At 39.0% G+C, this 13,122-nt stretch carries 12 protein-coding genes; 9 read left to right on the top strand and 3 right to left on the bottom strand.

All coding sequences use genetic code 11. From position 1 onward, the window contains the following. Window positions 1-5 precede the first annotated feature (5 nt). The gene (gene rplT, locus PTUN_RS09180) at window positions 6-365 is read left to right on the top strand and encodes a 50S ribosomal protein L20 (protein WP_009839971.1); all 360 of its coding nucleotides are present in this window, start codon (window positions 6-8) and stop codon (window positions 363-365) included. Between the two features lie 88 nt (window positions 366-453). On the opposite strand, the gene PTUN_RS09175 is transcribed toward rplT, so the two are convergent. Then, on the bottom strand, window positions 454-1,281 hold the full coding sequence (locus tag PTUN_RS09175; protein WP_009839970.1) for an SDR family oxidoreductase: 828 nt from the start codon (window positions 1,279-1,281) through the stop codon (window positions 454-456). Window positions 1,282-1,389: 108 nt separating this feature from the next. Between PTUN_RS09175 and PTUN_RS09170 the strand changes: the two genes are divergently transcribed. From PTUN_RS09170 to PTUN_RS09140, 7 genes are all read left to right on the top strand, one after another. Next, window positions 1,390-2,121 carry a substrate-binding periplasmic protein gene (locus PTUN_RS09170; RefSeq protein ID WP_009839968.1) on the top strand — a complete coding sequence of 244 codons (732 nt, stop codon included), beginning with the start codon at window positions 1,390-1,392 and terminating at the stop codon, window positions 2,119-2,121. 10 nt (window positions 2,122-2,131) lie between these two features. Further along, window positions 2,132-3,892, top strand: coding sequence for a M14 family metallopeptidase (locus tag PTUN_RS09165; RefSeq protein ID WP_009839967.1), 1,761 nt, complete (start codon window positions 2,132-2,134; stop codon window positions 3,890-3,892). A gap of 3 nt (window positions 3,893-3,895) precedes the next feature. After that, window positions 3,896-4,537, top strand: a complete 642-nt coding sequence (locus PTUN_RS09160; RefSeq protein WP_009839966.1) for an MBL fold metallo-hydrolase — start codon at window positions 3,896-3,898, stop codon at window positions 4,535-4,537. A 79-nt stretch (window positions 4,538-4,616) separates the two neighbouring features. After that, window positions 4,617-5,075: an Lrp/AsnC family transcriptional regulator gene (locus PTUN_RS09155; protein WP_009839965.1), complete on the top strand. Its 459-nt coding sequence runs from the start codon at window positions 4,617-4,619 to the stop codon at window positions 5,073-5,075. A gap of 144 nt (window positions 5,076-5,219) precedes the next feature. Then, window positions 5,220-6,776, top strand: coding sequence for a SulP family inorganic anion transporter (locus PTUN_RS09150; protein WP_009839964.1), 1,557 nt, complete (start codon window positions 5,220-5,222; stop codon window positions 6,774-6,776). A 134-nt stretch (window positions 6,777-6,910) separates the two neighbouring features. Beyond that, window positions 6,911-7,987 carry a sensor histidine kinase gene (locus PTUN_RS09145; protein ID WP_009839963.1) on the top strand — a complete coding sequence of 359 codons (1,077 nt, stop codon included), beginning with the start codon at window positions 6,911-6,913 and terminating at the stop codon, window positions 7,985-7,987. Further along, on the top strand, window positions 7,980-8,804 hold the full coding sequence (locus PTUN_RS09140; RefSeq protein ID WP_040644144.1) for a LytR/AlgR family response regulator transcription factor: 825 nt from the start codon (window positions 7,980-7,982) through the stop codon (window positions 8,802-8,804). Before PTUN_RS09145 ends, PTUN_RS09140 begins: the two co-directional genes overlap by 8 nt. Here PTUN_RS09140 and PTUN_RS09135 read toward each other — a convergent pair. Further along, on the bottom strand, window positions 8,801-9,808 hold the full coding sequence (locus tag PTUN_RS09135; RefSeq protein ID WP_009839961.1) for an ATP-dependent 6-phosphofructokinase: 1,008 nt from the start codon (window positions 9,806-9,808) through the stop codon (window positions 8,801-8,803). The genes PTUN_RS09140 and PTUN_RS09135 overlap by 4 nt on opposite strands. Before the next feature lie 113 nt (window positions 9,809-9,921). Beyond that, window positions 9,922-11,358: a pyruvate kinase gene (pyk, locus tag PTUN_RS09130; RefSeq protein WP_009839960.1), complete on the bottom strand. Its 1,437-nt coding sequence runs from the start codon at window positions 11,356-11,358 to the stop codon at window positions 9,922-9,924. Between the two features lie 390 nt (window positions 11,359-11,748). On the opposite strand from pyk, the gene gndA reads away from it, so the two are divergent. Then, complete coding sequence (gene gndA / locus PTUN_RS09125) at window positions 11,749-13,122, top strand: NADP-dependent phosphogluconate dehydrogenase (protein ID WP_009839959.1); 1,374 nt, start codon at window positions 11,749-11,751, stop codon at window positions 13,120-13,122.

The raw sequence follows: 13,122 nt of genomic DNA, 5'->3' as shown, positions 1-13,122 counted from the left end.
TAATCATGGCAAGAGTTAAACGCGGTGTTGTCGCACGTGCACGTCACAAAAAAGTTTTAAAGCAAGCTAAAGGTTACTACGGAGCACGTTCACGTGTTTACCGCGTAGCATTCCAAGCGGTTACAAAAGCAGGTCAATATGCTTATCGTGACCGTCGCGCAAAGAAACGTACTTTCCGTCAATTATGGATCGCTCGTATCAATGCTGCTTCGCGTCAAAATGGTCTATCTTACAGCCGTTTCATTAACGGTTTGAAAAAGACTTCTGTAGAAATCGATCGTAAGATCCTTGCAGATATCGCAGTATATGACCAAGTAGCTTTCGCAGCATTAGTTGCTAAAGCAAAAGAAGGCATTGCAGCGTAAGCTTTTTGATTAAAAGCAAACGTTAAAAGGGAACTTAGGTTCCCTTTTTTGTTTTTCAATTTAGCCTAAGGTAGGTTTAGAATTTAGGTTATTTTGCTCTGTTCAGCACTTTATCTAATAACCGAGTTGACAAAATACGCTTTAAAAAACCAAATAAATAGGTTGGAAAAGTAACATAGTACCGTGCTTTAGGATTCTTACTTTCCATTGCATGACGCAATACTTTTAATACAGCGTCGGGACCTAAAGTAAAAGGTTGTGGTTTGTTCCTGCTATTAAGGCGTTGCTGCTGGGCTAAGTAATTGTCTTTGTGGGCACTATTTTCAATATCGATATGTGTCAAAAATGCCGTTAGTGCATTTTCTCTAAATTTAGATGCAATTGGTCCAGGCTCTATTAAACAAATTTTAATATTGGTATTGCAAAGCTCAAGTCTTAAAGTATCGGTTAATCCTTCTAATGCAAATTTACTTGCGTTATAAGCACCTCGATACGGCAGGGTAACTAACCCTAGCACTGAAGAGTTTTGAATAATGCGGCCACTTGTTTGTTTACGCATAATTTTAATGACTTGAGTGGTTAAGTCATGCCAGCCAAATAAGTTTGCTTCAAATTGTAGGCGCAAGGCATCAGTAGGCAAATCTTCTACAGCTCCAGGCTGACCATAAGCACCATTATTAAAAAGATAATCGAGCTTTCCACCTGAAATTTCAAGTGCATGACTAAGCCCCTGAGAGATACTTTTGCTGTCAGCTAAATCAAGTTTCACGCAATGCAATCCCAATGCTTGTAACCGTGTAACATCTTCTTCTTTTCGACAACTGGCTATGACTAAATAGCCTAGTTGATGTAACTCTTTGGCACAATAAAAGCCAATTCCACTAGAACAACCTGTAATTAAAATTGATTTTTTCATCAGTATTTCAACAAATTAATTATAATTCTATCTCTGTTAGGTTTGAGCTTATCATAAATTTTGTTAGGCTTAATAGAATCAGTTGTTAGTCTAGTAAATTGAGTGATCATGATAAAAAAAAGTCTTAGCCTATTATATATTTTATTTTTAATAGGGTTTAATGCTCAGCATGCCGTTGCAGAAGAAAAAACGGTGGTGATCAGCATTGATAATTATCCCCCTTATCTTGATGCAAGGCGCAACGACAAAGGCTCACTTGGTAAAATAGTGCAACAAGTATTTTCAGAGCACAAAATTAAGCCTGTATTTGAATTTATGAGTTGGCCAGAGACCCAACTAAAAATTTCAGCTGGAAATGGTTTTACCTTTATGTGGTATAAATCAGAACAAACTGAGAATGACTGGATTTATTCAGAACCTCTTAGCTACTTAACGACACAACTTTTATTTTTAAAAGATAAAAAAATTCAATTTGACCGTATAGATCAACTGCGCAAATACAAAGTCGGTTTAACCCATGGTTACAGCTATGGCTCGGTTTTTGACCACTATAAAACCGAGCTAAAGCTAGTTGAATCCCAATCTGATTATCAAGGGATAAAACAGCTATTAAATGGCCAAAGTGATGTGTTATTAGTTGAACCCTCGGTTGCGCAAAGTTTGATAAAAGATTGGTTCTCAGATGAGATGGCACAATTTGTATTTCAAGAGGTTAATTATCTCACGTCGCAACCGGTTTACTTAGTGTGCAGCCAAAAATACGCCGCATGCGCCCATTCAATGCAGTTATTTAATCAATCACTTCGTCGATTAAAAGCACAAAATACAATAACAAAATAGAGAATTAATCATGTTAACTCCCATCTTAATGGCTGCGGCACTTGCAAGTGACTTTCATCTTCCTATCCAAGAAGTGTGGCATGGTAAAAGTGAGCTGTTAATGCAGCAACAAGGGCCTTTAATCACTGAATTTGAACTAAGTGGCGGCTTAGCTTCACCTAACTACCAAATGACGATGGAATATGTTGATAAATTAGTATCTGTTAACCCTGATATTTTTGCCCTTGAGATAATTGGTTATAGCGATCAAAAGCGCGCAATTAAAATGCTTAAAGTCACTGCGAGCAAAGATAAACATCAATTGAATGACAAAAAACCGACTTTGTTGATTCAAGCAGGGATCCATAGCGGTGAAATTGATGGAAAAGATGCGGGTTTTATGTTGCTGCGAGACATCGCTGTGGGTGACAAAAAAGCCTTGCTCGATAAAGTAAATATCTTATTTATCCCAATTTTGAATGTGGATGGCCATGAACGCAGTTCTGAATTTAATCGTATTAATCAGCGTGGTCCCGTTGAGATGGGCTTTAGAACCAATGCTAAAAATTTAAATTTAAATCGCGATTATACTAAGCTTGATACGCCGGAGATCCGTGCACTTGTTAAAGTTGTGAATCAATATAATCCGCAACTTTATCTCGATATTCATGTGACTGATGGCGCTGATTATCAATACGATGTGACGTATGGTTTTATGCCTACTTTTGCCAGTGAATCACCGAAAATTTCAACGGTATTAGCAAATGATTTTCGACCTAAAATTGATAGCCAGCTTCATGCAATGGGACATTTACCAGGCGATTTTGTGTTTTTAATGGATCCTCGAGACTTAAAACAGGGGTTAGCAGGGTGGGTTGCAACGCCCAGGTATTCAAATGCTTGGGGAGATTTACGAAATTTACCGACTATATTAGTAGAGAATCATTCTTTAAAACCTTACAAACAAAGAGTGTTAGGTACTTATGTGTTTTTAGAGGCGGTTATTAATACGCTTGCAGAGCAAAAAGATAAACTCATAGCCGCTGTAAAGTTTGAGCAGCAAAATTTACCATCCCAGTTAGTAGTTGAGCGTGGATATAGCAAAGAGCCTGATCATATTGATTTTGCAGGGATAAGTTATGAGCATTTTGACAGTGAACTAACAGGACATAAAGAAGTTCGTTATACAGGCAAAAAACAGCAGTTCAACAAATTACCAATTTACTGGCAAAAAGATAAAAAAGTGGTTGTTGATGTACCTAAAGCATTTTATGTCCCCGCTCAGTATCCCGAAGTACTCCAGAGTCTCTCTCTGCAAGGAATTGAATATCAAACAGCATCTGAAGCTGAGCTGTCAAATCTAGAGCAATGGGCTGTGAATGAATTTAAGTTTGCAGCATTACCCTTTGAAGGGCGCATGCGAGTATCAGCCTCTTTTGACGTGCGTGCAGCATCACCAGATAAATCGATTTCATGGTATAAAGTGCCAACGTCCCAACCGCTTGGAAAATTGGCAGTACATTTACTGCATCCCCAAGCGCAAGATTCGTTATTTCAATGGGGATTTTTTAATACGATTTTTCAACGTACTGAGTATGTTGAAAATTATGCATTAGAGCCTTATGCAAAAGTGATGTTAGCGCAAAATAGTAAAGTTAAAGCTGAGTTTGATGCAAAACTCGCCGATCCTGCATTTGCCAACAGTGCTGATGCCAGAGCTGCATGGCTTTATAAACAAACCCCTTATTACGACCAAGCTTATTTGCAATATCCTATTTTGATCGAGCGTTAACTTATGCATGTGATTATTGAGCCGGTAACGGCTTTTGCCCAAAATTGTAGTTTATTAATCTGTGAGCAAAGCGCTCAAGCAGTAATGATTGACCCAGGGGGAGATCCTCAACAATTAATTGCTTTAACCACAAAACAGGGTTGTAAAGTGGTTAAAATTATTTTAACTCATGGGCATTTAGATCATGTAGGAGCAGCCAAAGAATTAGCCGAATATTTTCAGGTTGATATTATCGGGCCGCATCATGATGATCAATTTTGGCTTGATGCTTTACCTCAACAAGCGCAAATGTTTGGATTTAATGCAGCCGAGCCATTTTTACCAACTAGTTGGCTTGTACATCAACAGAGAGTTCACTTTGGCGAGCAAGAACTTGAAGTTCGCCATTGCCCAGGACATACCCCTGGACATGTTGTATTAATAAGCCATCAAGATAAATTCGTCATTGCGGGTGATGTTTTATTCAAGGGGTCAATCGGTCGTACTGATTTTCCAAAAGGAAATCAGGCGCAATTGGTTAGTTCAATCAAGCAGCAGCTTTTTGATTTACCTGATGGTTATGTTGTCTATCCTGGCCATGGACCGATCACGACAATTGGTGATGAGAAACGTCATAATCCGTTTTTAAGCGGTCGTTTTGGTTAAATATTTTTTATCAAGCACAGACTTAGTTAAAAATTGAATGTATAATTTTGCTCACTATTGATTAAATTAAGAATTAATAATGTCATTGAATCAAGTTGATCGTCAAATATTGGCTCTTTTACAAAAAGATGCCAGTTTATCTACGGCAGAAATAGCCGATAAAGTTGGCCTTTCGCAGTCACCTTGTTGGCGTCGTATTGCACGTCTTGAGCAAGAAGGCTATATCACTAATAAAGTAGCTATCTTAGATGCTAAGTTGTTAGGTTTTGACATGCTGGTTTACGCACATGTCCGTTTATCAAGCCATGGGCGTGATCAGCTCGCTCAGTTTGAGAAATTGATCATGAGTTATGATGAAGTAACCGAGTGCTACTCTATGGCGGGTACTATGGACTTTATGTTGCGCATTATTTCTAAAGGTATTGAAGGCTATGAGTTGTTTGTTCGCGACAAACTACTGTGCTTAGAATACGTACAAGAAGTACATTCAAACGTAACGATGACATGTGTTAAACGTAGTACCGCATTACCGCTTTAATTATTAAAAATTAAAACACTGATTATTCTTGTAATAGTCAGTGTTTTTTTATTTAAATCAAATAATGATGAATTTGTCGCAAGGTGGTTTTTTTGCTAAAATTCGCAACCATTTTTCTTTGTATCAACATAAACGGGATAAAGAATGTTTAATTTGTTGAGTCGTGCGCCTAAATCGGCCAAAAATGATGTGCTGTCGGGATTGACCGTAGCGCTGGCCCTGGTGCCAGAAGCTGTCGCATTTGCCTTTGTTGCACATGTAGACCCTTTGGTAGGGTTGTACGCCGCGTTTATCGTTGGTTTGATCACCGCTATTTTTGGCGGTCGTCCTGGGATGATCTCAGGTGCAACAGGTGCACTTGCTGTTGTAATGGTGAGCTTAGTATTAGATCACGGTGTTGAGTATTTATTTGCCACCGTTTTGTTAATGGGTTTGCTGCAAATATTAGCCGGTGTATTTAAACTGGGTAAATTTATTCGTATGGTGCCGTATCCGGTTATGCTTGGATTTGTAAATGGCTTAGCGATAGTGATTTTCTTAGCGCAATTAGGCCAATTTAAAGTGCCAGATGACACAGGTGTAATGCAATGGATGCAGGGCAGTGCGCTTTATATCATGCTTGGTCTCGTGGCTCTGACCATGGCAATTATTCATTTTTTACCTAAACTTACTACCGCTATTCCATCATCGCTTGCAGCAATAGTGGTTGTAACAGGCATTGTGGTCGGCTTTGACTTAGATACCCGCAATGTTGTTGATTTTTTACGTAGTATGACCGGTGATGCCTCTGCAACACTTGCCGCTGGTTTACCGAGTTTTCATATCCCAAGTGTGCCGTTTAATTTAGAAACGTTACAAATTATTTTCCCATATGCACTTATTTTAGCGGCAATTGGTTTAATCGAGTCATTATTAACCTTAACCTTAATTGATGAAATTACCCAAACGCGCGGCAATGGTAATAAAGAATGTATTGGTCAAGGTGCAGCGAATATGACATGTGGTGTCTTTGGTGCCATGGGTGGCTGTGCCATGATTGGTCAATCGATGATTAACATCAATTCAGGTGGTCGAAGCCGACTTTCGGGGATCACCGCTGCATTAATGCTATTGGTGTTTATTTTATTCACATCAAGTTTAATTGAAATGATACCGCTCGCTGCGCTTGTTGGTGTGATGTTTATGGTGGTCTTGGGCACGTTTGAATGGTCAAGTTTAAGGATCATGAATAAAGTACCAAAAAGTGATGCCTTTGTGATTGTATTAGTTTCTGGTGTTACGGTACTAACCGACCTAGCAATTGCAGTATGTGTGGGTGTTATTGTTTCTGCATTAGTGTTTGCTTGGGAGCATGCTAAACATATTTATGTTTCAGCATATATTGATGCACAAGGGTCTAAAGTATATGAGTTACACGGTCCTTTATTTTTTGGCTCGGTAAAAAACTTTTTAGATTTGTTTGATATTCAAAATGATCCTAAAGATATTATTATTGAGTTTAAACATAGCAGAGTGGCCGATCATAGCGCGATTGATGCGATTGATACACTTGCTGAGCGTTATACCAAAGCAGGAAAGAAACTCCATTTGAAGCACTTAAGTAACGATTGTATTCAACTACTTGAAAAGGCATCGGGTTTAGTTGAATTTAACGTAATAGAAGATCCAACTTATAAAGTTGCATCCGATAAGCTTGGTTAATCAATAAAGACAAAAGGCGCTACGGCGCCTTTTTCATTTGCGTTAAGGCGTAACAAAAGCAGGATAGTTAACAGTGCACTCTTGAGCGAGCATTTTATAATGTTTAAAAATTACAAACAGATATCTAACCTATTTTGAACTGGCAACAATTAGTAGAAAACAGACATAAGTTCTTTTGGATCCTGCAAATAGCTGGTTGGATAGGCTATGCGCTTGTCAATTATATTGGTTCAAAAGTTTTTGAAATGCGTGATATCTACATTTTCGTTATTATTTTAAACGCCTATGCCGGTTGTTTAATGACTATTCCATTGCGTTATCTGTACCGTAAAATTTGGAATGCAAAACCGCTGATTTTAGTTGGTGTGGTGTTTGGTGCCTCTTATTTGGTTGGAACCTTATGGTCAGTGGTGCAAAAATTTAATTTATGGGAAATTTATCGTCATGGTTATCGCCCATCTGAATGGTTTTATTACTTTCAACAAGGCTTAGATGCTGTTTACATCGTATTGTGCTGGAGCGGTTTGTATTTTGGCGTTAAATACTACCAATTATTGCAAAGTGAAAAGCAAAAGGCATTAAAAGCAAATACTATGGCACATGAAGCACAACTTAAAATGCTGCGTTATCAGCTCAATCCACATTTTCTATTTAATACATTAAACGCTATTTCAACCCTAGTCTTGGTGGAAGAAAATAAAAATGCCAATACCATGGTGAGCCGTTTAAGTGATTTTTTACGTTATACCTTAAATACCGATCCGATTAAAAAAGTGCCTCTTGAGCAAGAGATCCATGCATTAATGCTGTATCTAGAAATCGAAAAAGTGCGCTTTGAAGATAGATTAACTGTACTTGTTGATATCAGCCCCGATGCAAATAAAGCACTTGTACCTAGCCTTATTTTGCAGCCCTTAATTGAAAACTCAATTAAATATGCGATTGCAACTTTAGAGCAAGGCGGCACAATAACCATTAAAGCACAGGTTTTTGCTAATGAACTGTTATTAGAAGTAACAGATAACGGACCAGGTGCAGATTTACATGAGGGTGATTTAATTAAACTTTCTGGTGTTGGTTTAGCTAATACCAAAGACAGATTAAAAACTTTATATGATAATAACTATTCGTTTGTATTATCGAAAAACGAACCCACAGGTTTAAAAATAAATATCCGTGTACCTTATGAAAGGGCAAAAAAAGATGTTTAATATCAAAACAATTATTGTTGATGACGAGCCTTTAGCCCGTAAAGGTTTAGCGGTACGTTTAAGTGACTATCCAGAACTTGAGATAGTGGCACTGTGTAAAAATGGTGCAGAAGCATTAGATGTATGTCGTAGTCAAAAAGTAGATCTCATTTTTTTAGATATTCAAATGCCAGGAATAAATGGCTTCGAAGTGGTGCAACAACTATTAACGTTTGACATGATCCTCCCTGCAATTGTGTTTGTAACAGCGTTTGATCAGTATGCGGTGAAAGCTTTCGAAGTGCATGCCTTGGATTACATACTTAAACCCGTTGATGAAAATCGATTAAAACAGGCGGTAGAAAAAGTGCACTCTCATATCAAAACACAACAAGATCAGGTTCATAAACGAAAATTAGCAAGTTTTGTCGCAGGGATCACAGGCAATGACTGTGAAGATATTTTAAAGAAATTGGCATCAGGTGTTAAGTTAGAAGATAAACGTTATCCTGAATCAATTGCAGTTAAAGAGCAGGGCGAAATTATTCGTGTTCAGGCGGCTTCTATTCAGTGGGTTGATGCTGCGGGTGATTACATGTGTTTGCATTGCTCTGACGGTAAAACGCATATTTTACGAAAAACGATGAAAGAGCTTGAGCAAGAGCTAGACCCTAATTTGTTCGTTCGAGTTCATCGCAGTGCAATTGTTAATACTAAACAAATTAATAAATTGGTAACACAAGTTAGTGGTGAATACCAATTAGTATTAGCCAATGGACAAGAGCTAAAAGTGAGCCGAAGTTACCGTGATAAAGTAAAATCGGCTTTAGCGAGTTAATCAGTTAAATCAAAATTAAAATGTTTTAATCGCTTGATCAGGTCTTGATTATGTGTATTTTTAAGACCTGTTTGCGCAAATGGAATTTCGACCATTTCATTGTTTTTCATGCCAATCATTAATCCCGTTTTACCTTCGCATACCGCTTTCACTGCGCTGATCCCAAGCTGGGTTGCAAGCACGCGATCCATGGCAACTGGTGCGCCACCGCGTTGAATGTAGCCTAAAATAGCACTTTTGGTGTCCACACCGGTAAAATCGGCAATGCGTTTAGCCAGCTCTGCACTGCAGATTGATAACGAATGCTCTGCAATTACAATAACGTAGCTTTGAGTTTGACGCCATGTTACCGCGTGCAAAATTGCGTTATAAAGTTGTGCTAAATACGTTTCTTCGTCTTCAATTAACTCATGGCAAATTATTTGCTCTGCACCGCAGGCAATGCCAGATTCCATTGCAATAAAACCACAATCGCGTCCCATGACTTCCACTACAAAAATGCGCTCAAACGCATCGGCGGTATCGCGAATTTTATCAATTGAATCAAGGGCTGTATCAATTGCAGTCCAAAAGCCTATCGTTTGATCTGTGCCATTGATATCGTTATCTATGGTGCCAGGAATCCCAATAATAGGCTTTGGCCAAAACTCAGCTAGTTTGACTGCGCCACGAAAGCTGCCATCGCCGCCAATGATAATGAGTGCATCAAGTTTTAATTGAGTAAGTTTTTCTGCTGCTAAGCGCGGGCCATCTTCTTCGCGTAATTGTGAACAACGGGCTGTTTTTAAAAGAGTACCACCACGCTGAATGATATTATCAACGGACTGAGCACTCAGTATTTGTGTATCAAGGTTAAAAATACCATTGTAGCCAGCGTTGATGCCTACAATTTCAAAACCAGCGCTGAGCCCTTTTAAAGTGATAGCGCGAATTGCTGCATTCATCCCTGGTGCATCTCCGCCAGAGGTTAATACACCGAGCCGAAACAAATTTACAGTAGTCATACGATCCCTTTGATTACAATAATAGCTTGATAGTAAAAGTAATATCGCAAAGGCGCAAGGCAATAAAAAAGCGGCTCAAAGGCCGCTTAATAAATAGCTTAAATCGATTACAATTATTGGACTGTTACAATCTTCATTGTATTAGTTGCACCAACAGTTTCCATTGAATCGCCATGAGTTAAAATAACTTGGTCGCCTGCAACAAGTACGCCTTTGGCAACAAGCGCTTTCACTGCTTCAGTGACCATCGCATCTTTACTGCATGCGGTTGAATCAAAGTAAACAGGGTAAACGCCACGATAAAGTGCTGTTTGGCCAAGTGTTGATGCATGGCGCGACAATGAATAAATGGGTAAACCAGAACTAATACGTGACATTAATTTTGCAGTATTACCTGATTCTGTTAAAGCAACAATCGCTTTTACACTGCTTAAGTGATTGGCAGCATACATAGCCGAAAGCGCTAATGTTTCAGATGTATCTGCAAACATGCTGTCTAAACGATGTTTTGAAACGTTTGTTTCAGGTTGAGATTCTGCACCAACACAAACACGCGCCATTGCTTTGACGGTTTCTACCGGGTAGTCACCTGCAGCAGTTTCAGCAGAAAGCATCACGGCATCTGTACCATCAATCACCGCATTAGCAACATCCATTACTTCAGCGCGTGTTGGCATTGGGTTATCAATCATTGATTCCATCATTTGAGTTGCAGTGATCACAACACGATTTAATGAACGAGCACGACTAATTATCAGTTTTTGTTTACCGACTAATTCAGCATCACCAATTTCAACGCCTAAATCACCACGAGCTACCATCACAGCATCAGATGCTAGAACGATATCATCGATAGCGGCAACAGAGCACACAGCTTCAGCACGTTCAATTTTAGCTAGTAGTTGCGCATTACTGCCGGCTTTTTCTGCTAGAGCACGAACATGACGCATATCATCACCACTACGAGGGAAAGACACTGCGATATAGTCAACACCAATTTCAGAGGCGGTAATTAAATCTTGTTCATCTTTTTCTGTGAAAGCAGGGGCTGTTAATCCACCGCCTAAACGGTTAATCCCTTTATTATTTGATAACACACCACCAATTGTGACGATACAATGCACTTGTTGGCCTTGAACGCTATCAACTGTAAGTTGAATTAAACCATCATTAAGTAATAATAAGTCACCAGATGATACGTCTTGTGGTAATTCTTTATAATCAATACCAACCGCATTAATGTTACCTTCGCCTTTAGCCATTTGGGCATCAAGGATAAATTTAGCACCTTCTACTAAGGTTACTTTGCCATCTTGGAAGGTTGAAACACGGATTTTAGGGCCTTGTAAATCGGCTAAAATTGCAATGTGCTTGCCTAATTTTGCCGCGATTTCACGTACTTTTGCCGCGCGGTCTTTATGGTCTTGTGCAACACCATGAGAAAAGTTTAAACGAACAACATTGACGCCAGCTTCTATGATTTTTTCTAAATTATTATCTCTATCTGTAGCCGGTCCAAGTGTAGCGACGATTTTAGTACGTCTAGCCATGAAATTCTCCAGTTATCTTGTTGCAAAATATCGAATGAGGGAAATTTTGTTTCATCTTAATGATTAAGAAAGATTAGACTAAATTTATAAAACAATTATGACACCGGTGTCAGCAGTGGTCAATCGAAGATTATTCAGGTTACAAAATTGTAATGCAAAATTAGTCTGTCGCAAGGTTCTTTGTTTCTAACTCGCTTCAATAGCATTATTGTGTTTGCTCTGTAACTATGTTTTTTTAATCTATGGACGGCTAAATTTAGTTTATTTTTAACGAGTGCATTGAAAGCACACTAGAATGACCTATAATGCGCGCCGTTAGAGCTTGCGTATTTAATTTTAATGCAATCAATGATGCTTTGATTGTTACAACTGTGTCGATGAGGAGTTTACATGCAGGTCGCTTTAATTGGTTTAGGCGTAATGGGGAAAAACCTAGCGCTAAATTTAATCGAAAAAGGGATATCGTTAGTTGCTTATGATAAAAACCCAGATGCGGGTGAAGATCTATTAAGCATTGCTAAATCTGATGGCCTAGCTGAACGTTTACATATTGTATCTGACCTAACTGATATGATTAAACGTCTTGAAACCCCTCGCTCAATTTTGCTGTTAGTACCTGCAGGTGAACTGGTTGACCGTGTGTGTCAGGAGTTGATTGAAGCGGGTGTAGACGCCAATGATTTAATCGTTGATTGCGGTAATAGTAATTATAAAGACGGTATTGCCCGTAAACTGAAATATCAGAATAAATTCGAATTTGCCACTATGGGTATTTCAGGTGGCGCTGAAGGCGCGCGTCATGGCCCGGCTATGATGGCCAGTGGTTCTGAAGGCGGCTGGGAGCGTGTTGAACTTGCACTTGAAAAAGTAGCCGCCAATTACAAAGGTGAATCTTGTTTTGCTCGAGTTGGTCAATCTGCCAGCGGACATTTTGTTAAGATGGTGCATAACGGAATTGAATACTCGTTAATGCAATTAATTGCCGAAGTGTATCAATTATTACGTTTAGGCTGCGGTAAGTCACCTCAAGAAATAGCGACTATTTTTGACGCTTGGTCTGAAACAGAACTTAATAGTTACTTATTATCGATTTCAAGTCATATTTTAAAACTGGAAGGTCATAATAATGAACCACTTGTTGACTTAATTGATAATAAAGTTGGCGCAAAAGGCACCGGTCTTTGGACTGCACAAAATGCCCTTGAGTTAGGTATTGCTGTGCCATCTTTAGTGGCAGCAGTAGAAGCGCGCCATTTAACAAATACGTATTCAACTCATGCTGCAAAAGAAATGACGTATCAAACACGTCCAACCTTAGTTGCACAACTTGATTTAGATGAATTGAAACAAGCATTCCATTTTGCAAGTTTATTATGTTATCGCCAAGGTTTAGCCCTGATCAAGGGTGCATCGCGTACACATCAGTGGAAAGTTGATTTAGCTAAAACGCTGCAAACATGGCGTGCTGGTTGTATCATTCGTGCCGATTATTTGCATCAAGTAGCCCAAGGCAATGAGTTTATTGATGCGCTTGAGTCTGAAGTGACTGCGCTTCGTAACGTTACAGGTATTGCGATTACAACTGGGCTTGCGTTTCCTGTTTTAGCGGCAAGTCAAACGTACTATGCAACACTCAGTACTCCAAGTAATGGTCACCTTGTTCAAGCACAACGTGATTATTTTGGTGAGCACGGTTTATTAACCCATGCTGGCGAATTATGTCATTTAACCGACCTTGCAGATATTGATGCAAAAGTGCGTTAA

Source organism: Pseudoalteromonas tunicata (genome assembly GCF_002310815.1).
Classification (GTDB): Bacteria; Pseudomonadota; Gammaproteobacteria; order Enterobacterales; family Alteromonadaceae; genus Pseudoalteromonas; species Pseudoalteromonas tunicata.
This window is presented reverse-complemented; position numbering and strand designations above follow the sequence as displayed.